The 22,898-nt window shown below is 42.2% G+C and carries 27 protein-coding genes and 3 tRNA genes; 24 read left to right on the forward strand and 6 right to left on the reverse strand.

Annotation, left to right across the window (positions count from 1 at the left end):
* Nucleotides 1–13 precede the first annotated feature (13 nt).
* The 6 genes from pdxH to DW039_RS06390 all read right to left on the reverse strand — a co-directional run bounded on the left by pdxH (nt 14) and on the right by DW039_RS06390 (nt 5,065).
* Nucleotides 14–658 (reverse strand): pyridoxamine 5'-phosphate oxidase, encoded by a 645-nt coding sequence (pdxH, locus tag DW039_RS06365; protein ID WP_005828057.1) that lies wholly within the window; start codon nt 656–658, stop codon nt 14–16.
* 316 nt (nt 659–974) lie between these two features.
* Nucleotides 975–1,661: an energy transducer TonB gene (locus DW039_RS06370; RefSeq protein ID WP_005828058.1), complete on the reverse strand. Its 687-nt coding sequence runs from the start codon at nt 1,659–1,661 to the stop codon at nt 975–977.
* Between the two features lie 357 nt (nt 1,662–2,018).
* Entirely contained in the window at nt 2,019–2,294 is a 276-nt protein-coding gene (locus DW039_RS20810; RefSeq protein WP_129643995.1) for a hypothetical protein, read from the reverse strand.
* A 22-nt stretch (nt 2,295–2,316) separates the two neighbouring features.
* Nucleotides 2,317–3,408: a type I restriction endonuclease gene (locus DW039_RS06375; protein WP_117589212.1), complete on the reverse strand. Its 1,092-nt coding sequence runs from the start codon at nt 3,406–3,408 to the stop codon at nt 2,317–2,319.
* 24 nt (nt 3,409–3,432) lie between these two features.
* The gene (locus DW039_RS06380; protein ID WP_147335287.1) at nt 3,433–3,936 is read right to left on the reverse strand and encodes a S24 family peptidase; all 504 of its coding nucleotides are present in this window, start codon (nt 3,934–3,936) and stop codon (nt 3,433–3,435) included.
* Nucleotides 3,937–4,783: 847 nt separating this feature from the next.
* On the reverse strand, nt 4,784–5,065 hold the full coding sequence (locus DW039_RS06390) for a hypothetical protein (RefSeq protein ID WP_117589216.1): 282 nt from the start codon (nt 5,063–5,065) through the stop codon (nt 4,784–4,786).
* 161 nt (nt 5,066–5,226) lie between these two features.
* On the opposite strand from DW039_RS06390, the gene DW039_RS06395 reads away from it, so the two are divergent.
* The 24 genes from DW039_RS06395 to DW039_RS06500 all read left to right on the forward strand — a co-directional run bounded on the left by DW039_RS06395 (nt 5,227) and on the right by DW039_RS06500 (nt 22,790).
* Complete coding sequence (locus DW039_RS06395) at nt 5,227–5,529, forward strand: hypothetical protein (RefSeq protein WP_117600669.1); 303 nt, start codon at nt 5,227–5,229, stop codon at nt 5,527–5,529.
* Between the two features lie 142 nt (nt 5,530–5,671).
* Nucleotides 5,672–5,899, forward strand: a complete 228-nt coding sequence (locus DW039_RS20815) for a hypothetical protein (protein WP_129643998.1) — start codon at nt 5,672–5,674, stop codon at nt 5,897–5,899.
* A gap of 791 nt (nt 5,900–6,690) precedes the next feature.
* Nucleotides 6,691–6,903 (forward strand): hypothetical protein, encoded by a 213-nt coding sequence (locus DW039_RS06400; RefSeq protein ID WP_117589300.1) that lies wholly within the window; start codon nt 6,691–6,693, stop codon nt 6,901–6,903.
* Nucleotides 6,900–7,280 carry a helix-turn-helix transcriptional regulator gene (locus DW039_RS06405; RefSeq protein ID WP_229034725.1) on the forward strand — a complete coding sequence of 127 codons (381 nt, stop codon included), beginning with the start codon at nt 6,900–6,902 and terminating at the stop codon, nt 7,278–7,280. Before DW039_RS06400 ends, DW039_RS06405 begins: the two co-directional genes overlap by 4 nt.
* Nucleotides 7,281–7,284: 4 nt before the next feature.
* Nucleotides 7,285–7,584: a hypothetical protein gene (locus tag DW039_RS20900; RefSeq protein ID WP_117866150.1), complete on the forward strand. Its 300-nt coding sequence runs from the start codon at nt 7,285–7,287 to the stop codon at nt 7,582–7,584.
* Nucleotides 7,585–7,817: 233 nt separating this feature from the next.
* Nucleotides 7,818–7,931: transfer RNA gene (locus DW039_RS20905), tRNA-OTHER, on the forward strand.
* Between the two features lie 181 nt (nt 7,932–8,112).
* Nucleotides 8,113–8,180: transfer RNA gene (locus DW039_RS06415), tRNA-OTHER, on the forward strand.
* Nucleotides 8,181–8,274: 94 nt separating this feature from the next.
* Nucleotides 8,275–8,405, forward strand: a tRNA-OTHER gene (locus DW039_RS20910).
* Between the two features lie 215 nt (nt 8,406–8,620).
* Nucleotides 8,621–9,559: an ATP-binding protein gene (locus DW039_RS06425; RefSeq protein WP_117866149.1), complete on the forward strand. Its 939-nt coding sequence runs from the start codon at nt 8,621–8,623 to the stop codon at nt 9,557–9,559.
* Entirely contained in the window at nt 9,543–10,364 is an 822-nt protein-coding gene (locus DW039_RS06430) for an HNH endonuclease (RefSeq protein WP_117866148.1), read from the forward strand. The genes DW039_RS06425 and DW039_RS06430 overlap by 17 nt, the downstream gene beginning before the upstream one ends.
* On the forward strand, nt 10,364–10,789 hold the full coding sequence (locus DW039_RS06435) for a hypothetical protein (protein ID WP_117866147.1): 426 nt from the start codon (nt 10,364–10,366) through the stop codon (nt 10,787–10,789). The genes DW039_RS06430 and DW039_RS06435 overlap by 1 nt, the downstream gene beginning before the upstream one ends.
* Before the next feature lie 2 nt (nt 10,790–10,791).
* Entirely contained in the window at nt 10,792–11,442 is a 651-nt protein-coding gene (locus DW039_RS06440) for a hypothetical protein (protein ID WP_117589295.1), read from the forward strand.
* A gap of 1 nt (nt 11,443) precedes the next feature.
* A complete protein-coding gene (locus DW039_RS06445; protein WP_117866146.1) occupies nt 11,444–13,132 on the forward strand; it encodes a DEAD/DEAH box helicase in 1,689 nt (562 codons plus the stop codon).
* Nucleotides 13,129–13,494: a VRR-NUC domain-containing protein gene (locus tag DW039_RS06450; RefSeq protein WP_117589293.1), complete on the forward strand. Its 366-nt coding sequence runs from the start codon at nt 13,129–13,131 to the stop codon at nt 13,492–13,494. The genes DW039_RS06445 and DW039_RS06450 overlap by 4 nt, the downstream gene beginning before the upstream one ends.
* 215 nt (nt 13,495–13,709) lie before the next feature.
* On the forward strand, nt 13,710–14,258 hold the full coding sequence (locus DW039_RS21455) for a hypothetical protein (protein WP_182012950.1): 549 nt from the start codon (nt 13,710–13,712) through the stop codon (nt 14,256–14,258).
* Between the two features lie 103 nt (nt 14,259–14,361).
* Complete coding sequence (locus DW039_RS21460; RefSeq protein ID WP_119958232.1) at nt 14,362–14,745, forward strand: DUF6633 family protein; 384 nt, start codon at nt 14,362–14,364, stop codon at nt 14,743–14,745.
* 235 nt (nt 14,746–14,980) lie between these two features.
* Nucleotides 14,981–16,720: a DNA cytosine methyltransferase gene (locus tag DW039_RS06465; RefSeq protein WP_117866144.1), complete on the forward strand. Its 1,740-nt coding sequence runs from the start codon at nt 14,981–14,983 to the stop codon at nt 16,718–16,720.
* Complete coding sequence (locus tag DW039_RS06470) at nt 16,720–19,236, forward strand: DNA methyltransferase (RefSeq protein WP_117866143.1); 2,517 nt, start codon at nt 16,720–16,722, stop codon at nt 19,234–19,236. The genes DW039_RS06465 and DW039_RS06470 overlap by 1 nt, the downstream gene beginning before the upstream one ends.
* Complete coding sequence (locus tag DW039_RS06475; protein WP_117589288.1) at nt 19,233–19,556, forward strand: hypothetical protein; 324 nt, start codon at nt 19,233–19,235, stop codon at nt 19,554–19,556. Before DW039_RS06470 ends, DW039_RS06475 begins: the two co-directional genes overlap by 4 nt.
* 88 nt (nt 19,557–19,644) lie before the next feature.
* On the forward strand, nt 19,645–19,998 hold the full coding sequence (locus DW039_RS06480; RefSeq protein WP_117866142.1) for a hypothetical protein: 354 nt from the start codon (nt 19,645–19,647) through the stop codon (nt 19,996–19,998).
* 5 nt (nt 19,999–20,003) lie between these two features.
* Nucleotides 20,004–20,309: a hypothetical protein gene (locus DW039_RS06485; RefSeq protein ID WP_133302536.1), complete on the forward strand. Its 306-nt coding sequence runs from the start codon at nt 20,004–20,006 to the stop codon at nt 20,307–20,309.
* A gap of 593 nt (nt 20,310–20,902) precedes the next feature.
* Nucleotides 20,903–21,586, forward strand: coding sequence for an FRG domain-containing protein (locus DW039_RS06490; RefSeq protein ID WP_117589285.1), 684 nt, complete (start codon nt 20,903–20,905; stop codon nt 21,584–21,586).
* Nucleotides 21,587–21,796: 210 nt separating this feature from the next.
* The gene (locus DW039_RS06495; protein WP_117589284.1) at nt 21,797–22,390 is read left to right on the forward strand and encodes a hypothetical protein; all 594 of its coding nucleotides are present in this window, start codon (nt 21,797–21,799) and stop codon (nt 22,388–22,390) included.
* Entirely contained in the window at nt 22,380–22,790 is a 411-nt protein-coding gene (locus DW039_RS06500; RefSeq protein WP_165853104.1) for a YopX family protein, read from the forward strand. The genes DW039_RS06495 and DW039_RS06500 overlap by 11 nt, the downstream gene beginning before the upstream one ends.
* The last annotated feature ends 108 nt before the right edge of the window (nt 22,791–22,898 follow it).

Below are 22,898 nucleotides of genomic sequence, written 5' to 3' on the forward strand. Positions count from 1 at the left end.
TCCCTGTCCGTATTTAGGGAGCCAGCCTCTCCTTTTTCCAGCTGCCATCCGCTTGTTGGGAATAGAGGAAACGGTCGTGTAGCCTGCTTTCCCGTCCTTGCCAGAATTCAAAACGGAAAGGGGTGACGGCAAAACCTCCCCAGTTGTCGGGACGTTTGATACTTTGCCCTATCCATGTTGCCGCTTCGCGGACGAACGCGCGCATTATCTCCATACGGCTGCCGATGACGTGACTTTGGGGTGAAATCCTCGCCCCGATTTTACTTTTGTAAGGCCTGCTTGCAAAATAGGCGTCAGAATCGGCAGGAGCGCATCTTTCAGCTTTTCCTTCAATGTGTATTTGCCTTTCCAGTTTGTGCCATACGAAAGATAAGGATATATACGGATTTGCAGTCAGTTGCCGGCCTTTCCTGCTTTCGTAGTTGGTGAAGAAGATGAAACGGCCATTTTCCACCCCTTTCAGCAACACTGTGCGTGTAGAAGGATGCCCGTCTGTCGAGACTGTAGCTACCGTCATGGCGGTGGGCTCGTACTCATCACTATGGATAGCATCGTTCAGCCAATGGTCGAATTGCTCAAAGGGATTGTCGTTGAGGTTACCCGGTGTCAGCCTGCCTTTCTTATATTCTCTTCTGATGTCAAAGAGTTGTGATTTCATTATCGTGTGGTTTTATCAGGAGTGATATATTGTTTTTCTATGTAACAGTCTGAGAGGGCTGAATGTTTTTGTTTTTCTGCGGAAAGAAAAATATGGAAGAAGGAAATGGCTGTGTTGATACTTAAAAAAATGGGGGTGTGTCAAAATTCACCACAGATTACACGGATTAACACAGAATGAGCTTAATCTACTGATAGTCAAAGATACTTATCTGTGCAAATCTGTGTAATCTGTGGTGAATACCAGTTTCGACACACCCTCGGATATTGGAGATTACCTTATGAAGACAAGTGGAAAGTGGACACTGGCATGTCTGCTATTGTAATTTAAACATTACGGGAACTGTGAATTTACAACGGACCGGTTTGCCTCGTTGCTCACCGGGTTTCCATTTGGGCATGGTGGAAATCACACGGATAGCTTCTTTGTCCAGATAGGGATCTACGCCTCTTACTACTTTTACATCTACGATGCTGCCGTCTTTGTTGACAACGAATTGTACTATTACGCGCCCCTGGGTTCCGGTCTCTTGTGCAATAGTCGGGTATTTTATACTCTTACCCAGATATTGCATCAGACTCATGCCATTATAAGAAAACTCAGGATTCTTCTCTACAACTTCAAAAATCTCATCCTCTACCGGAATCTCTTCATCTACGGTTGGAGATATGGGTTTGATGATTACAGCTTCACCGATTTCTTCGGAAGAGGCAATGGCTGTTTCTTTCACATTGTCATTATCATCCACAATTGTCAATACCTCGGCAATTGCAGGAGCTTGAGGGGGTGGTGGAGCTACTAATTCGGGTTGCTCCGTGATAGGAATTTCAATTTCCTGCTCAAATACGTTCTCGGTAATAGCACCGCTCATGTCAATCCTAACATCACGCTTCGACCATTCAAATGCAACGAACATGAAGACCAGCACAATTACATAACCTACAAGTAGCCAACTTGACTTCTTGTTTTCCAGGCTTGCTTTGGATGTTTTCTTGATTTCCATAATTTACAAGATTATTACCGTATAATGGTTGTCGCGAAACTAACATTATACAGATGTGATTAGTAAAATCATAAAACATGCGTGCCCACTTGTTTCTGTATTAAAGATAAGAAAATGAATGTTATGTTGGTGTTTGATATGTAGTTATATATAGTTTTTTAAATTTGCTTTGATAATTTTTCTGCTTGTGGATTAAATAGTGTTGATATGTAAAAAGCACTTCCAGCGTTCGCTTACGGAGGAAGTGCTTCACACAAAAACTAAACTAGACTTATTGTATTGAAAATATAGCTATAATCTGTGTATCACTTCTTTATAGGCTGGTTTAAATCTGATGTCGACAATAAATAGGAAAAATCAGCTCATGTTTTGTTGTATAACGTTACTTTTCTCAATGTTCTCTAGAACCTCGTCGATGAAAAGCGAACGATAGTGCGGACATTCCAGTACACCCTTTTCTTTCGCTTCCCGGTATACCTTGGAGAACAGTTTTGCTTTCTCCTTGTCGGTGGTCGGCAACTTATCTATGGGAGTGGCAAGGAACCGACACCCCCAGCCTTTGCAGGTAGGGGTGAGGGAACAATGGTTTGGAGTTTTCCACTGACATGAGCATTCGGTAATTATTTGATTCATATTTGCTATAATCGAATTGACATCAATCTTTGTGCTCATACATGTCTATTGTCTTGAAGAAATCATCCTCGTAATTATAGATGTCATCTAGGGTTTCAATAACATGTTTCACATCTTTCTTGTTTTCATCAATAGTGGCTACATACTTAGTGGCTGTATTGAAATACATACGACAAATAGGTTTGCGATTGTTGTCATCAAGCAGAATACTGAAATAAGTCTGTGCATCACGATATACTATGCGGGATATATCTACTTTCTTTCTACAGATAGCTTTTACAATTCTGTATGCATCTAACTCTTCTTCTGTAGTGACAATCTTGGATTCTGTATTTACTTCTTCTGTAGTCTCTTCTGATGTGTTTCCACTGTTTTTTGTTTGGCTTTCCTCTATTTTGGAATCACTAACTGTCAAAGCTCCTTTCAAACGGTCATTAATAATATCGTTGATATGTGAAGAGATAGCGCGTTTGACTAAAGGTGTGAATTGGTCTATTATATTTTGAAGCATTCTACCTTCATAAACTTTGGTAGCAAACATTTTCACAAAATCAGTGCTAGGCGAGGAGAATTCTTCTTGGATAATAGCCTTTAATTCTCCCATGTACTTTAATTCGCTGGCTGAGTTCAGAATATTGTCCACATCAAAGTATGATTTATGGAATTTTTTCAGTTCCTCGATTTGATTATCCCTTAAATCCGTAATATCCACTTCCAAAAAAGGCTTATCATCCATTATATTGGGTTCTTTCAAATCTGTATAGAAGCGGTAGATAATTCCATTGGTCAAAAGTCCGAACTTAGCTTTTGATACGTTGAAATAGCGTAGTAGTTGGTTATCATGTAGGTTTAAATCTTGCTTCCAATGCTTACATTCAATCAGCAATATAGGCTGGTCGTCCTTCATGATGGCATAATCAATCTTTTCTCCTTTCTTGGTCCCAATATCGCAGGTCATTTCTGGCAATACTTCCAAAGGATTGAACACATCATATCCCAGAGCATTAATAAAGGGCATGATGAAAGCATTTTTAGTAGCTTCTTCTGTCTGAATGTTATCTTTCAGCTTTTCAATTCTATCAGCAAGCTGTTTAATAGTGTCTTTAAAATCCATAGTATTTTACTTTTTAGATTGATATTATAGTCTCATATTGCGTTCAACAACCTTAATCACGTTGTATATCTCCACTACATCATCAAGGTTAACGGTGTAGTCATTGAATAACTCATTGAGCGAGTGGCAGGTGATATTACCTTTATCATCTTGGGCCGTGATTTGCTTGATGGATATGCCGTTTGTACGGTGTACAATAACGAAGTACCAGTCGTTAATATGAAGTTTGGGAAGCCAAAGGTCACGTCTTACTTCCCTTGCTAAAACCTTGTCACCATCGCAGATGGCAAGCCTGCTGTTGTCATCCATACTGTCACCTTCTGCTTCAAATATGCGGTATTTTCCGTGATAGGTCTTATCTACGATTACCGGCATTGTGGGCAAGGTGTCTATATATTCGGTATCTCCATATCCGGCGAGATAACCACATTGTGCTTTGATGTGTATAACGGGCACGTTCATGTAGCTTAAATCGTCAACTGGGCGGGCGTTGGAGTGGTACGTCTGTGATGGAGCATCGGTAAGCATATTTCCTTCACCAGTTAGTAGCCATTCTAAATTGTATGCAGGGAATGCACTAACTATCTTTTCACATGTTGCACGTGAAGGTGTACGATGCTCGTTAATAATGCGAGTGATAGTTACATTATTAGATATACCAATAGCTTTACTGAATGAATTCTTATTCAAGCCTTCTTTTTCAATAATAAATTCAACTCTTTTCCAAGCTTCCATATTTGAATATACTAACAGTTAGTTAAATGTTGTAAATAAACTAACTTTTAGATAGTAAAAGTTTGTATTTGTACTAACTGTTAGTATCTTTGCAACATCAACGTCAACAACGACTACAAAATAATGAAAAATAGTTGAGTTGGCAAAATTAAAGTAATACCTAAAAAGGAGTAGTTCTTTGATTTATTGATGTTGCAAATTTAAAAAGGGGTAGTATTTCTACCACCCTTTCAGTTCTTAACCTCTATGGGTTCGTTCTGACGGCTGTCTATTTGAAAGGATGCAATAATTACAGACTTGCAAGCCACTTCTTGCCTGATTTGGTGAATGTCCATAGGTAAATACCGCCTACTATTGCTACTCCTACTGCGAAAACGAATATTAATACTTCCATACTATTTTAATATTTTGTTTGCCAGCAATGCCGACAATACGGTTAATACTATTCCAAACATAGCAACGAGCCACATTGTTGCGTTTTGGGTGTCAGAGAACAAAGGTAGTGTAATTCCTATGACCAACCCAGCGAAAGAAAGTTTGGATAAGTCGAAGAAATATCCTGCGAGTTTGTCTCGTCTAGTCTTATCTTTTTCTTTCCGTTCTTGCTTTACTGCTTGTTGTTCGCTCCAGTTCCCCATAGTTATTTCTTTGAAAGGTTCTCGATGGTACGTTGCTGGCTCTCTATGACGGAGAACAGGCGTTCGTTGGTGATGGGGGTTGGTACTTCTGATTGTCTTGGTAATGAAATTCCAATCAATTCTGATAGGTCTATATTCGTTGCCTTAGATATAATCATCACCTCTTCTACGCTACGCTTCATTAAGTCGTCATATCGTGGCATATTGTTGGGGTGAATACCTAAGGCATCGGATACAACTTTATAGGCTATTCCCTTTTCTTTCAGCAATTCTCTTAAGGTCATACAATCATATTATATTTTATTAACTAATAAATATATCATAATTGATTGTTATAATCAAAAATGATAGTATATTTGCAACGTCAACAACGACAACAGCAGCAAAGATGCGAAGTTTGAGTGAGATAACCAAAAAAACAACATACCTAAAAAGGAGTAAGACAATGAAAAAGTACGATTTACACAAGATTATGAAAGCGGCTCACGAGATATACAGAAAGTATTTCAAGCTATACCAGCTTACTCACGGTGTACAGACTTTCGGTGATTGCTTGAAACTCGCTTGGGCTAACGAAAAGAAACGTGTTGCTGATGAAGAAGCGAGAAAGGCTGAGAAAGAAGTAATGAAAGCAGCTTTGGTACGACCGGAAAGAAGAAGTTCTTATGATTACTGCAACGCTCCAGCTTCAGCTTACTACAATCAGAACAGCAAAGGTGCCTTCGGTTCCCGTTACGTAGGCGATTAAGATAATTATTCGCAGAAAAGGCAGCTACATATACCATGCAGAACAGCTGTACGCTTAACATGAATACTTGCGCAAGTGGCGTGCAAAGCCTTGCATGGGCGAATTGAAAGATTCTCCGTCCGGTCATTGAGCCTACCCTTTGATGGGAGACGGAGAACGAGATGGAGTGATTGCCCTAAGCAATCCGTTCCAGAAAGCGATACTGGCGCTTACCCTCAATCCCAGCATAGAGGACGCGAGAGATACCCGGAGTAGCAAGAATTTGCGACGATGTCTGAATGGAAGTTCAGAACGAGCGAAAGATTTGCAACGGTGCGAAATAAGAAGCCGACATGCCCCGAACGGTCATGCAGCGAAGTACAGTAGCTGATAACTCCGGTGGGAAGAGCAGAGAGAGCTTATCGGGGCACGAATATTAATCGAAAATAGAGAGAATATGAATGAAATAATAGATTACATTAAGGATTCACCAATCGAGTATGCGATTGATGCCTTGTCTGTAAATTATGTGATACAGACTATTGTTCAAATGGTACTGTTCCCCTTTGTGCTATACTTTTGTTGGAGGGTTTTTAAAAAGATACTTCGTAACATGAAATAATTAACAGAAACTCCTTACAATAGTATATGTAACCAATACGATGATAAACAGCAGGAATGAAACATACGAACATCCTTCACAGAATACGAAGATTTTTCTTTTTGGTATGCTTTCATATACGTAAGCTTGACCGTGCGGTAATTCCCCGTTATGATATTTTCTTAGGTATTCCCGATAGGTGCGCACAGCTTGATTGCTCAACACTCTATTCTCGTATAAAGATATTCCAGAGAAAAGGATACAGAGTGCATTTACGCATATTGCAGTCACAAGGAGAAGCTTGTTGCAAAGACTGTCCTCTGAAGGACTGCTTAAAGAAATGATTACTGCAAAGGTGGTTGAAGCTACCATTAAAAGTGTTGTTTGTATTTTGAATACCCATTCTGTTCGTTCATCCAGAGAACGCATGTAGAGTCTGATTAGATTTCTTTCACTACTCATGCTTACTTAATTTTAAATGTGGCAATGCAAAGTTAAGTAAATCTCCCGAATAAAGCGTGATGCCGCCAATCGGATTGGCTCGGGAGAGCTCAAATACTAATCATTAAAATTTTATAGCGATGAAAAAGCGAATAATCACAGAAAACTACACTCCGGCTTTGAGAGATATGGAGGTAGGGGAAGTTCTAACTTTTCCGGTTAAGGCGTATAATTCCATAAAGGGGACAATTATCCCCCGATTGAGATTGGAGTTCTGCGTTGAGGATGCTGACTGGAAAGTAGGGGAGGTTGACAAGAGGAAAGGTATTTTTGATGTGGAAAGGGTCGCATGATGATTTCCCTTTCTCCTACGGAACTGCTTGTCGCGAATGAGTACTGCAAGGGGCTTGCCGACAAGGAGGTGGCGGGCAATCTGAATAAATCGGTTTGGACTGTCAAGACCCAGAAAAGAACGATATACCGGAAGTTGGGTATTTCCAAAGATACGGAACTGCTTCTGTATATGATTTGCGATAGGCTTAAGCGTGATTTTGACTTGAAGGAATTGCGCAGGCACGGACTTGAATTCCTCTTCTCTATTTTATTCTTATTGATGCAGGTTACTTGTAATGATATTGACTTACGGAGAATGAGAATACCATCACGGGTACGGACAGCCATGCGATATATAAGGACTGGCCGAAAGAATAATAACGACTTTATTTTTTAACGGTATGATATACGAAGTGAATGGTGATTTACGCAGTTCCATGTTGATTGACGGGACAGCGGAGGCGAGATTGGCAGACATCCTCACTATTATGGATTCTCGCACTTTTCCAAAGAGAGAATCTGAAAAAATAGTAGGAGGTCCGGGCAGGTTAAGAGTGTTGGTAAATACTCAAAGAGTGAGAGTTGAGTATAAATCTAATGGGAGAAGCTATTACAATGCTTCGGATGTGTTGAGCTTTGCAAAAGTAAGAAAGGGAAAGAACAATGAAAAGAAGAATCATTATAAACGTGCTACTGCTTAACGTATTGGCACTACCATGTTTATTGATGTTTAATGATGTAGACTCGGTAACGGGAGACTGGAATTATGGTATAAACCTTTTTGGCCTTGTGTATTCGTATTGGTTTTATCACAATGTCCTGAAAAAGGTGTTCAAGATATAGACCTCAGCGGAGGAAGTGTTTCACACATAATTAGATTGATTTAGAATTAGACATGGGAGTTGTCTCTACTCGTGAGAGCAGGGACAGACACGGGCAATTAGCTCAGCTTGGTAGAGCGGTACATGTAGTTAGTATTGGTAATTTGTCATGGTATTGTTTAAAGGTTTCATGTACAGGTCGCGGCGTTCAAATCCCGCATTGTCCACAAGCTTTTTATTGTTTAATCTATAATTCCGTTGTAAAGGACAACGTGAGGTGAGAGTCCTCATTTAAGTTTTTATTTTGCTTTTGTTTTAAGTGACTATCCCGGTGTGGCTTGACCGCCTATCCGGGAGCAACTTTGTTGACCTGCCTGCCCAGTCTGTGAAGATATGGTAGGCAAATATGGGCGTTCGGTGTAATGGCTAACACAACTCATTTGAGGAGATTGGCGGTTCGAGTCCGTCAACGTCCACAATCCAAGAGAGGGTTATTTAGTAGTTTTGTCGTGTTTTATTTTTTGTTTGTGTTTCAAGGTGAACGGTTTGTGAAAATAGTTCACCTATTCTGGGAACGTAGCTCAGTGGATAGAGCACCGTGTGTGGTGGAAGGTTGAGAGTTCGATTCTCTCAAGTAGATTCTTAGCTTAATGGGAGAGCACCACAAGCGGCGGTCGGTGGTTCGAATCCATCCGTTTCTACAAGCCTTTATGAGAGAAAATCCGCTTTTAGTCCGAGAGTAGGGCGAAGATAGCGCAGGGAATCATCCGCGCGGCATCGGTTAGCCGTTGACTCTATCTGAAAGGTAATGCGAAATCGGATAGGATTAGGAGTATTTGTCGTTTGCGCCCCGGAGAATACGCTTCGGGGCTTTCCTTTGGCTATTTTTTTATTAACCACTTTAATATTTTCTATTATGGGACTTATCAAAAGACCTAACGAGCTGACCGTTAAGACTACCTTGTCAGCACTGATTTACGGCCAACCTGGCATGGGAAAAACAACTCTTGCATTATCGGCTCCCAATCCGGTATTGTTCGATTATGACGGCGGTATTCACCGTGTCAATGCCGCCCATCGTGTACCGACCGTTCAGATTACAAGCTGGGACGAGACGAACCAGGTACTTTCGTCCGAAGAAATCAAGGAGTTTTCCACTATTGTGATTGATACTGCCGGAAAGATGCTTTCTTTCATGGATAAGGCGATTATGGCAGCGAATCCGAAGATGAAGAAAGTGGATGGTACCCTTTCCCTGCAGGGTTATGGAGTACGTAAGAACATGTTCATCAACTTCGTTAATCAAGTCACACTCATGGGCAAGTCTGTTATCTTCGTGGCTCATGAACGGGAGGAGAAAGTAGGCGACGAAAAACAGATACGTCCGGAGATTGGCGGTTCGTCCGCAGGTGACTTGATTAAGGAACTGGATTTGGTTGGTTACATGGAAGCTATCGGTAAGGACAGAACGATTTCTTTTGACCCCTGCGAGAAGTTCTACGGGAAGAATACTTGTAATCTTCCTTCACGTATCAAAATTCCCGTAATCATTGATGAGTCTGGTACCGTAACGGGTGAGAATGATTTCATGACGAAAATCATCAGTACTTATAAGGAGTATCAGACGAAGCAGACGGAACTATCTTCCGAATATGATGCGGTTCTTGATGCTATCCGTGACGCAGTGGAACAAGTGACTGATACACAATCTGCCAATTCTGTTCGGGAAGCTTTAGATACCATGACGCATATCTTTGACAGCAAGGTACGGGCAGGCATGATGCTCAATGAGAAGTGCAAGAGACTTGGCTTGAAGTTTAACAAACTCAGCAAAAGGTATGAACCAGCAGCCTAAATACAGATTCTACCCGTCACTGCTCGATAAATTCGAGCAATATTTGCGGGCTGATGAGCAGGTAGAGAGCTTCTGGAATGTCGATAATGAAACGGGAGAATACAAGAAAAGTCCGGAAGAAATTGAAGCGGAGCTGAAGCAAAGCCTACTTGATGCGATAAACCGTGTCCCGTTTGAGAGTGAGGCAGCTGATAAAGGAACGGCCTTTAATGCTGTTATAGACTGCTATATCCACAAGAAAAAGCATATACCAAGCGAACGGGAGCCATACACCATTATCGGTGATGGAGAAACGAATACCATTCAGGTATATTTTCCTGCTACTGATATCGCGCCAGAGCGTAATTTCTTATTTGACCGTAGCTGGTGTATAGAGCAGTCGAAGTATTTCTCCGGTGCATTGTCCCAAGTCTTTGTGTCCGCAGTCATTCCCACTCGTTATGGTGATGTGGAGCTTTATGGGTATATAGATGAGCTCGTTCGTGATACCGTATATGATATCAAGACAACATCTAAGTATGATTTTGGCAAGTATGAACACGGCTGGCAGCGCCATGTATATCCTTACTGTTTGATTGCTTCCGGTCAGATGGAAAGCGTGAAAGCGTTTGAGTACACTGCCTATCAGATGAAGGGCGGTACCAGCCGGACGCCACTAATTAGCGGAACGCAATACCCGGAATACTACACTTATAACCATGAACAGACGATTAAGCTGCTTACGGCACACTGCGAGCATTTCATAGAGTTTTTGGAAGCAAACCGAGACATTATTGCTGATAAAAAAATCTTTGGATTAGAGTAATGGCACAAGAAGCAATTCTGGAAAAGGTCAACGGCGAGGTACACATAAGCAAGTCTTTTGACTTCATGTGTTCCCAGCTTCGTAATGGTCGGTATCGTGTAAAAATCGAAAGGTTCACAGAGCCAAGGACGATGTCACAGAATGCGCTTATGTGGTTGTGGTTTACTTGTATTGAGCAAGAGACCGGGACGGACAAGCAGGATGTACACGATTACTATTGTAACCGCTTTCTCAGAAGGACTTCGTATTTCAGGGGAAAAGAAATGGTCATTACCGGAAGCACATCGAAGCTCAATACAGTGCAGATGACTGACTTTCTAAATAAGGTTCAGGCCGATGCTGCTGCCGAACTGGGAATAACGCTCCCTCTTCCGGCTGACCGTTACTATAACGAATTTATCAACGAATATAAAGACAGGAGGTAGAAATGAATATCACCAAAGCAAAAATCACGAAAGACAACACGCTTGTTGCCTCTTTCAAGAACGAGAATGAGGACAATGTAACCATTGAGGGAAAGAATCTTATCCATAAGGATTTGCGTGCAGCGTTTAACGAATTGATTCCTCACCTTGCTTTCCTCTGTGAGCAGAAAGAAGCTGATGGAAAGGACTCCATAGATGAACTGCCGGAAGAAATCTTCTCTACATTCGAGGTCACGGGCTACACAGTTAGCGGTTCGGATGACAATGAAGGTGTGGTATTGGTTGGAAAACGTTTTCTTAAAAGTAAGAAGGTGCTTAACCTTATAGCTCCGTTTACCATGTTCAACAATGAGAACGAGGAATATAAGCATGCATTCGAACTGCAGCAGGCAATTGAGGCATGTAATTATGAGGTGGAACAGTATCTTACCGCTAAGAAATGGGCGGTAGTCCAGCAGGAACTTCCGTTCGATGGGGATATTCCTACGGACATTGCAGCCGACCCGGTGGGAGATGCTGCATTTGAAGAGGAAGCGAATGAGTTCCTTAAACAAGTGGTGGAACAGAGTGGCACTACTCTAACGATTGACGGGAAGAAAGTGAAGCCGCGCAATAAAAGTAAAAAAGTGAAGATTAAAGAGCCGGCAGCTTGATATGGCAGCACCTTTTTGTATCACCAAATATCCGGACGGCTTCAAACTGAAATTCATGTATCATCCGATGTTGGTTAAATGCGTGAACAATATTCCATCAGTCAAGGCTAACGCAAAGAAAGCATATCTTTTCAATGAAAAGGCGTGGTGGGTTGACTTGGCTGATGAATGGTATGTTGATACAATGGCGAAATGGGCGGTACAGCAGGGATTCTGCGGTTCCGTACAACGGTCGGAGCAAAGAAAGGCTGATATAAGCTTTGACATTGCTCCGATGCCGCAGCTGACCGTTTCCCACGGATTGCTACTTGAACCGTACGATTACCAGAAGGAGGGCATAGCCTATGCTCTGGCCCATAAACGGTGTATCTTCGGTGACCAGCCGGGACTCGGTAAGACCTTGCAGGCAATAGGCACGGTGACGATTGCAAAATCCTATCCGTGCCTTGTTGTATGTCCGGCAGCACTTAAAATAAATTGGCAGCGTGAGTTCAAGAAATTTGCTGGAAAGCAGGCGCTAATCCTTGATGATAAGAACAAAAATACTTGGCAGCGCTTCATTGAAACCAAGTGTTGTGACATCTTCATCACTAACTACGAGAGCCTGAAAAAGTTCTTTGTATTGGATGTGAAGAATGATACGCGGTTTACGCTGAAATCAATCACCTTTGACCCACGTATAACCCTTTTCAAGTCTGTAATCATTGACGAGTCGCATAAGTGCAAGTCTACCAAGACCCAACAGAGTAAGTTTGTTGAGGGCATCTGTAAGGGCAAGGATTTCATTCTTGAACTGACGGGAACACCGGTAGTAAACGATAATACTGACCTTATACAGCAACTTAAGATAATGGGACGGTTGGAGGATTTCGGAGGGTATAGGACCTTCACCGAACGTTTCTGTAATGGGCCGAAGAAAGCCTCCAATCTGAAAGAACTGAACTGGCGCCTTTGGAATACCTGCTTCTTCCGGCGTGAAAAAGCCAAGGTATTGACCCAGCTTCCGGACAAGACGAGGCAGTATATTGAGATGGATATCACCACACGGCTTGAGTATGAAAAAGCGGAAAACGACCTCATACAATATCTGCGTGTCTACAAGAATGCGGATGATGAGAAGATAGCCAAGTCCATGAGGGGCGAGGTGATGGTCCGCATGGGAATATTGAAAGCCATTTCTGCGCGTGGAAAAATCAAGGCGGCTGCCGAATTCATACATGACGTGATAGACGGTGGGGAAAAGCTGATTGTCTTTGCCTACCTGAAAGAAGTGGTAATGGAGCTGAAGAATATGTTTCCGAAAGCAGTGACTGTTACCGGCGAGGATAATGCTGCCCAGAAGCAGATGGCTGTGGATGCTTTCCAGAACAATCCGGATTGTACGTTGATTATCCTTAACTACAAATCGGGCGGTACCGGGCTCACCTTGACTGCTTCCAGCCGTGTAGCCTTCATCGAGTTCCCATGGACTTTTTCTGACTGTGAGCAGGCGGAAGATAGGGCACACCGTAATGGGCAGAAGAATAACGTCAACTGTTACTATTTCCTTGGCAGGAATACCATTGATGAATACATGTATGGTGTTATCCAACGGAAGAAAGGCATAGCTAACGGTGTCACCGGAACGGACGATGTGGTTAAGGAGAATGTGGTAGATATGGCTATGGACTTATTCAAAGGTAAATTATGAGAAAAAGACAGACTACACCGCAATCGGAAAGTCAGATACAGCATAGCTGTCTGACTTGGTTCCGGATTCAATACCCGTCTTTGAGTCTTATGTTGTTCGCCGTTCCCAACGGTGGAAAGCGTGATGCCAGGACTGGAGCACAAATGAAGTACGAGGGAAGTGTAAGGGGTGTTTCCGATTTGATACTGCTTGTACCTAAGAAAGGATTTTCCGCTCTTTGCATCGAAATGAAGAGACCGAAAGGGAAACAAAGCGAGGAGCAGATAAGATGGCAGAGAGAGGCTGAAAAATTCCGAAATAAATATGTGGTATGCCATTCTCTTACTGAGTTTATGAATGAAGTCAATTCTTACCTATTATGAACTATATTGAGCTAATAAAGAACTTCTGGTTGCAACATAACGCATATTCGCTAACTGTCACAGAAACCGCTTTGTATTTCTACCTGTTAGAAACTAACAACCTCTGTAGGTGGGCGAATACGTTTAACCGTAACAATGGTAAAGTTCTTGCAGACCTTAGCATAGCCTCTCTAAAGACTTTGTCAAATGCTCGGAATAGATTAAAACAAGTAGGATTGATTGACTTCAAAACGAAGAATGGAAGCCCGAATGTAGTGTACACCTTGGTAAAATTTACCGAGGTTGGTGCCGAGGTTGGTGCGCAGGTTGGTGCCGAGGTTGGTGCCGAGATAATAAAACATAAACATAAACAAAAACAGGTGGGTAATTCTGGCGAGTTATTCCCACCGGACCAACCTCCGAAAAAGAAACCTCCGAAACCCAAGGTAGAGTTCATTCCACCTACCGCCGAAGAGGTGAAAGAGTATTTCCGTGATAAACTTCCCGATTGGGAACTGCAAGCGGATATTTTCTACAATCACTTTTCCGGTCTCGGTTGGAAAACTGCTACCGGTGCCAAGGTGGAACGTTGGGATAGTCGGGCCAATCTTTGGATAATCGAGAAAAAACAACAGGACAATGGAAAAACAGAAAATCAAGCCCAAAGACAAAACAATCGGGATGCTGATAAGGCAGCAAAGGCAAGAAACCTCCTTGACGAATATGCAGCCATCGAACAGGGAAGTAATGCTATCAGCCATCAAGGAGAAATACCCGACCTTTAGTAAGGCTTCTGCCGTATATTCGACATCACTCCAACCGCTACTTCTTGCCGATATTGAGAAAGCATACAGTGAGAAGTCCCCCACGCTGTCAGACCTTGAACGGATGTACGGATATGGTTCCTCGTCTCTGTGGGTAAAGACGCAGTTACTGACCATTGATTTTGCTTCTTCCACGAAGGAGGGGGCCGATGAAAATGCCTTGAATGAGTTCTCTGGACTGTTCGTTAGCCAGTATCACTACATCAAACTGACGGAGTTCATATTGTTTGTCGCACGGTTCAAGCTGGGAAGGTATGGTAAGTTCTATGGTTATTTCGATACGATAACCGTTGGCGAAGCATTTCGGAAATTTCTTCGGGAACGGTCAGATGAACTGGATATTATCATTCGTCGACGCAATAACCAAGCTTTGGAGGAACAACAAGCTCCGGTAAAACGGAATCACCAACCGCCCGACGACTTACGGGCAAAACTGAATTTGAAATGAAAGAGACCAAACTGATAGCGACTATTCTGTCAATCCTGGCAGTATATGCCGCTTTTTATTTTGTCTGCTACTGGATAGCAGACTATTGTTTAAGGACTTACTTGTAACTGATGAAAAAAGACACACGATTATGAAACCAAGAAAACAACTAATTGACGCCGCCGTAGCCAATGGTAGCTTCAGAGAATGGGCAAAAGTTCCTAATGACTGGAAACCGAAGGAGATTGATTGAGTTATGAAATCATTGAAAGAGATATTATGCAGCTTAGAAGGGTTGTCCGACATTGAATTATTTGTCATAGACCTATTCTGTGGGGCCGGTGGTTTGTCGGAAGGCGTGGAAGAAGCCCGTTTAAATGGCAATAGATGTGCAAAAGTCGTTTGCTGTGTGAATCACGATAAGAATGCTATCCTTTCACATGATGCCAACATTCCTGATGCACTTCATTTCATTGAGGATATTCGTACACTGGAGCTTTCACCGATAAATACTATTGTTGAACGTATCCGTGAATTATATCCTGATTCGATGATAATGCTTCATGCTTCTTTGGAGTGTACCAACTTCTCGAAAGCTAAAGGCGGTCAACCGAGAGATGCTGATAGCCGGACGCTGGCAGAACATCTCTTCCGTTATATTGATGTTATAGCCCCTGACTACATTCAGATTGAAAATGTAGAAGAGTTTATGTCATGGGGAGATATGGATGAGAATGGGAAACCTATCAGCATGGATAAAGGAAGACTTTATCAGAAGTGGGTACGCAACGTGAAAAAATATGGTTACAACTTTGAACACCGTATCCTGAATGCTGCCGACTTCGGCGCCTATACCACAAGAAAACGCTTCTTCGGCATCTTTGCTAAAAAGAGTTTGCCGATAGTATTCTCTGAACCGACCCACTGTAAGGGTGGTAGGCAAGATATGTTTTCGCGGCTGGAGAAGTGGAAGCCGGTAAAGGATGTACTTGATTTCTCTGATGAAGGAACTACCATCTTCAGGGAAAAGCCTCTTGCAGAGAAAACGCTTGAGCGTATCTATAACGGACTTATCAAGTTTGTAGCCGGAGGAAAGGATGCCTTCCTCGTGAAGTATAATTCTATGAACCGTACGGGGAAATATAACGCTCCTGGGATTGACGAACCATGTCCGGTGGTAACAACACAAAACAGACTTGGAGTAGCGCAAGTTTGCTTTCTTTCCAAACAATTCAGCGGACATCCCGAAAGCAAGAATGTATCAGTGGAAGAGCCTGCCGGAACAATCACATGCAGGGACCATCATGCCTTCGTATCAGCGCACTATGGGAACGGCTTTAATCGTTCGGTAAACGAGCCGTCTGCGACAGTTACAACAAAAGACAGATTATCATTAGTAACTCCAAGGTTTATCGCCAATGAGTATTCCGGTGGAGGACAACATACAAGTATTGATAATATTTGTCCGGCAATTTTAACCAATCCCAAGCAAAAACTTATAACATGCAAGCCTTGGATTATGAATACTTCTTTCTCAAATATTGGTAGCAACATAGAGGAACCGGCACAGACAATAACCGCAAACCGGAAATGGCATTATCTGATGAATCCACAGTTCAACAGTGCTGGCAGCTCCGTTGATAACCCCTGCTTCACCCTGATAGCACGAATGGATAAGATGCCGCCCTATCTGGTAGCAACAGAAAGCGGTCAGATAGCGATTGAAATCTACGACAATGATAGTCCTATGACCGTGAAGATAAAGGAGTTCATGTCACTGTATGGCATAGTGGATATTAAAATGCGGATGCTTCGCATTCCTGAACTAAAACGTATCATGGGCTTTCCGGAAGATTATGTGTTAGTTGGTACACAAGCTGACCAGAAGAAGTTTATCGGAAATGCGGTAGAGGTTACACAGGCAAAGAAGAATGCCGAAGCACTTTGTGCAAAACTTAGAGATTTAAGATTGAAGAAATTAAAAGAAGTAGCTTAATGAAAGAATATATAGAATTTTTAAAAGACAAGATGGCCATCAGCTGTCAGACCGGGTTCGAGGTCAATCCGGATGAACTGACACCGTCGTTATATCCCCATGTGAAAGATACAGTCCGCTGGGCGGTGTCTGGCGGTTGCCGTGCGATATTCTCCAGTTTCGGTATGCAGAAAACCGTTACTCAGTTGGAGATACTTCGGGTAGTCCTGAAACACAAAGGCGGCAAAGGGCTGATAGTTTGTCCCAAACGTGTAGTGGTTGAGTTCCTTACACAAGCGGAACAACATCTGCACATGAAAGTGACCTATGTACGAACTATGGCTGATGTGATGATATGCCCGACTGACATCATGGTTACGAACTACGAGCGTGTGCGCGACGGTGAAGATGGTGTAAGAATAGAACCTTCCTACTTCACCGCAACATCATTGGATGAAGCGAGCGTATTACGTGGTTTCGGTACCAAGACCTATCAGGAGTTCCTTCCCTTGTTTGCGAATGTTCCCTACCGCTTTGTCGCCACCGCCACGCCATCGCCCAACAGATATAAGGAACTGATACATTATGCCGGTTATCTCGGTGTGATGGATACCGGGCAGGCACTTACCCGTTTCTTTCAGCGTGACAGCACGAAGGCGAATAACCTTACCCTTTATCCGCACAAGGAGAAGGAGTTCTGGTTGTGGGTAAGTACATGGGCGTTGTTCCTCACCAAACCGTCCGACCTTGGTTATCCCGATACCGGATATGAATTGCCGGAACTGCGTGTACATGAAGAAGTGGTTAGTGTTGACAACTCCACAGCCGGAACCGACCGTGACGGACAAGTGAAGATGTTCCGTGAGGCAGCTCTCGGACTTGCCGACGCAGCGAAAGAACGTCGGGACAACATGCAGGAAAAGATTGTCCGTGTGGTGGAAATCATTAACCGTCCTGAAAACAAAGACGACCATTTCCTTTTATGGCATGACCTGGAGAATGAACGGAAGGCTTTGTGTGATGCCATACCCGGATGTAAGGCTGTGTACGGCTCGCAGGATGATGAGGAAGCCGACGAAGTGATAGCGGACTTTAAGGACGGCCGTCTGAAATATCTGGCCGCCAAACCGGAGATGCTTGGTGAAGGTTTGAACTTCCAGTACCACTGCCATAAGGCAATCATGTTCATCGACTACCGTTTTAACGACAAGTTCCAGGCGATAGCCCGTATCTACCGTTTCATGCAGCAGCATCCGGTTGACCTTTATCTGGTCTATGCGGAAAGTGAGGGAGAGATATACAAGAGCTTCATGCAGAAGTGGGCGCAACACCGCGAGATGGTAGCCAAGATGACCGATATAGTCCGCGAGAACGGTTTGTTCGGCTTGCAGGCAGAGGAAAAGATGATGCGGTGGATGTTTGCTAGCAGGGAAGAAAAGTCCGGTAAACTGTGGAGGGCAATCAATAATGACAATGTTCTTGAATGCCAGACTATGGAAAGTAATTCGGTGGACTTGATTGTAACCAGCATCCCGTTCTCCAACCACTATGAGTACACTCCGACCTATAACGACTTCGGGCATAATGAGGACAACGGCAAGTTCTTCGAGCAGATGGATTATCTTACACCGGAGCTTATGCGTATTCTTAAACCCGGTAGGTTAGCTTGCATCCATGTGAAAGACCGTGTTTTGTTCGGCAACGCTACTGGTGACGGTATGCCTACCATTGACCCGTTCAGTGAAATGACTGTATTCCACTACATGAAACACGGTTTCCGCTACATGGGGCGCATCACGGTGGATACGGATGTGGTAAGGGAGAACAACCAGACTTATCGGCTTGGATATACGGAGATGTGCAAGGACGGTTCAAAGATGGGTATCGGTTGTCCTGAATATGTCCTTCTTTTCCGCAAGCTTCCTTCTGACACCTCACGGGCTTATGCTGATTTGCCGGTGACCAAGAACAAAAGCGAATATTCGTTGGCCCGTTGGCAGATAGACGCTCATGCAAGTTGGAAATCTTCGGGTAACTCTCTATTGAGTTACGAGGACATGAAAGGGGCCGGCATTGACAAGATACGCCACCTATTCAGGAACTACGAGCGTGGGCACGTCTATGATTATGAGGAACACGTATCATTCGCCGAAGAGCTGGAGGCATACGGAAAACTGCCAAAGACATTCATGGCCGTTGACCCGGTAAGCAAGAAGCCTTGGATATGGGATGATGTCACCCGGATGCGCACGCTGAATACTAAGCAGTCGCAGAAGAAACGGCAGAATCATATTTGTCCCCTTCAGTTGGATATTGTCGAAAGATTGATTGAACGGTATTCAAACAGGGGTGAACTGGTGTTTGACCCGTTCGGAGGTATCGGCACCGTTCCCTATTGCGCTATCAATCTGGGGAGGAAAGGTCTGTCAACCGAACTCAATTACGACTACTGGAAAGATAGTCTTTCATATCTGTATGAGGCAGAGATGGAGGTCAGTGCACCCACATTGTTCGACTTAATGAATGATGCCGTATGAACATTCACCAGATAGTTCCCCGTTCGGATTGCACCTCCTTCGCCAAGTGCGGCAAGCACTCACTTGCATATTGCAGGAGGTACGGTGCGTCCGAATGCGGACCATGTGAGATTGTGAGGAGGAAACCCCGTAACCGGGTGGTGGTTGACGGAGTGGAGCGTAAACTGTGCACCCGTTGCGGTAGAGCACTTCCGTTATCCAGGTTCTTCGATAGGACAGCCCGTCGTAACGGTAAGGAATACCATCTGAAAGCGTCATGGTGCAAGATGTGTATGGCAGAGGTACAGAGCGAGCGGAATAGAAAAAGGAAAATGAATTGAGATTAACATGTGCAAAAAGAAGCCATTTCTGCACATGAAGTATTAACACGAGCGGAAACCGGTGGTTCTTGCTCACAATAAGAAATATATGAAACAGACAGTAGAAGAAGCAGCCAAACAAGGAGCTGAAGGATATAATATCGTCGGGCAGAATATTTATAAGTCCGGATTTATTGTCGGTGCGAACTGGCGCATCAATAGCGTATGGCATAAGACTAAAGATGAAGTGCCACAAGCTCATGGAGAATACGAAAATGAACATTATCCGCAGATACCATGCCTTGTGTATGGAAAGTTAAGCACTGGAACTGGTTACGGTGTCCGCTATTGGAACGTAACAGAGCAATGCTGGGACGATGAAGAGTGCGATGATTACGAGTGCTCTAAAGATGCCATTGATGAATGGGCGTATTTGGATGATTTAATATCAACTGAAGAGTAATGATTATGAAACAGACGGTAGAAGAAGCTGCATGGCAAGAGCTTATGTCAAGCTATGCAATAGTGGTTAAAGGTGAGTTTGCATATCAGCAACAAGCAATGCTAAACATGTTCAGAAAAGGTGTCGAATGGCAGGCAAAGCAATCACCGTGGATAAGCGTAGAGGATGCAATACCAAACAAACAAGCAAAAGGCATGTGTCAAGTGAAATTTGTTGATGGTAGTATTGATGAAATGGCAATGCGAGAAGTGGATAAATGGATATACCCCTACATCAAGACTGGATATGTTACTCATTGGAGACCTATTTAGTTTTTCGATGAGATGCTAGCAATAATGAATTAAAGAGAAAGGAGATTGAAACGAGGATACCTGTCACGTATCCTCGGAAAGATGATTCTTTTAACGATGACTACAAGGTAGTCTTCTACAATGTTCTCTCACGTGTTCACATTTGCCAAACCGGAATCTGTAATAGGAACGAACATGTACAGGTTTGTCGCTACAACACTGGACTGTTTTACTGTTTTGAGACAGAGCCTCATTCTAACAGTTCTAAAAAGAATGAGGATGTCTATAATTTAATGTTACCATTAATTTAACCCATTAGTTTTCCCTCTGATTTTGTTTGTATTTCAGAGATGCTATTGGGATTACAAAAATAATCATTAATCTTTAAAATTCAATGCAATGAAGTCAATAACCATAAAACAACCATGGGCAAGTTTAATATCAAGTGAGAGGATATTAAAAGTTATCTCTATCACAATTAATGTTTATCTTTTGATTTTTTTAATAGCAGAAAAACTTTATTGAGTTTCCGTAAATTAAAATCGTATATTTGCAGTGAATACACGACTTGAATGTAGAATTTAAGTGATATTATAACCTTAATAAAAAAAGTGATGAAGGTATTTACTGTACAAACCTTGGAAAATTTTATGTCTTTACAAAACGGCCTCCCTGAAATGGATTTCTTCAGAGGTCAATCTTCTTCTGAATATAAATTGATACCTTCAATAGGTCGGAGGTTCAAGGAAGGACAGGAGGACGTGTTGAAGCAATATGAGAAGGAGGTATTTGAGGATTTTAAAAGAAAATATTCAATGTTTACGGGTGCACGCCCTAAAAATGATAAGGAATTTCTATTTCTAGCACAACACTATGGACTTCCAACGAGACTTCTTGATTGGACTTATAATCCTTTGATTGCATTATATTTTGCATGTTGTTCAAATTTTGATAAAGATGGAGTTGTTTATCATAGTTGTCCATTCTCAATGATGGTTTTCGATGAAGATAAAGATGACATACTTTCATTTCCCGCAATAACTTTATTAGTTCCTAATATGACAGATGTTAGGTATAAAAATCAAAATGGCATATTTGTACTTTATCCAGAACCTTGGAAGGAAAATTTCGAATTTATCTATGCAAAATATATAATCCCTGTACAATATAAACAAAACATATTGAGTAAACTTGAAAAAATAGGAATCACAAGATCATTTATAATGCCTTCTTTGGATAGTTTGTGTAAGGATATTGTCGATATTCATGATTTAAGGTATCCGTACGCAATAAAATGAGATTAATATGGATTCGATATACAATCAATATTAAGAGTTTTTCAAGTATCAAAATTATTCTTACATCGTTTGTTAGATAGAAACATCGACTATAACTAACCAGCGTAAAATTTCTACAGACAATCCTTGTCAGTGCTTTGTGAATACCCGGAAACTGCTTTGTGGCGGTTATCGGGTATTGTATTTCCAACCAATTAATACCCAAATATCATGAACTTAAATGAATTAAGAGATAAAGCCTACCGTAACGCAGTAACGCACGGTTTTCACGATGAAGAACTGAGTAACGAACACTGCCTTTGCCTTGTCATATCCGAGCTTATGGAAGCTGTGAAAGCTGACAGGAAAGGACGATTTGCCAAAGTTCCGGTCGATAAAAAAGGTACAATATTTGACGAACGGACTTTTCATTATCAAAATAAGTATTTTGCGGAAAACTTTGAAACATATATCAAAGACTGTGTGGAAGACGAGCTTGCCGACGCCTGCATACGCCTGCTTGATTTGGCTGGATTAAGAAATATATCCATTGATGATTTTTCAGGTGAAATGATATACGAAGCAACAGAAAGCTGCAATAATGAGACCTTCACAGAAAGCATATACGCTATATCTACAATTCCTATACGGTGTGAGTATGAATATGACAGTCTATTAGAAAATCAATTAAATAGCATGCTATTGGCTATTTTCGGGTTTGCCAAACATCTGAACATAGACCTTATATGGCATGTGGAGCAGAAGATGCGATACAATGAATTGAGAGAAAATAAACATGGAAAAAGTATTGATTATGAAACGTGAAATAAAATTCAGAGGGAAAAGCATTGATACGGGGAAATGGATATATGGATTTCTCTCTTTTTTCTATACTGCCGGAAGGAACGAAAACGGGCTTATCCTCACGGACAAGGCGAAGATATATTCCCCAGAAGACTGCCGGTGCGATGACGTATGGGCTGAAACCGTTGGGCAGTTTACCGGCTTGTGCGATAAGAACGGGAAAGAAATATACGAAGGTGACATACTTGTATGTGGTCAATGGATAGCTCTTGTATTGTGGAACAAAAAACTCGCGACATTCGCATTACAATTCGATTTTGAAAAAGAAGTCGGCATGAAACCTTTAGGCGAATGGCAGACTATGACAATCGTCAGTAATATTTACGATAGCCCGGAATTATTGAAAGGGAATAAGCCATGAAAATAAGTTTTGTCTTTTTTCTTGTGAATAAATACAGATTGTATATGTGTGGTAGCCATTCAGATTTGGTTATCTTTGCACACTGAATTTAACTCTGTTTTTATAATC

Origin of the sequence: Bacteroides sp. AF39-16AC (genome assembly GCF_003602735.1) — a bacterium.
GTDB classification, from domain to species: Bacteria; Bacteroidota; Bacteroidia; order Bacteroidales; family Bacteroidaceae; genus Bacteroides; species Bacteroides uniformis.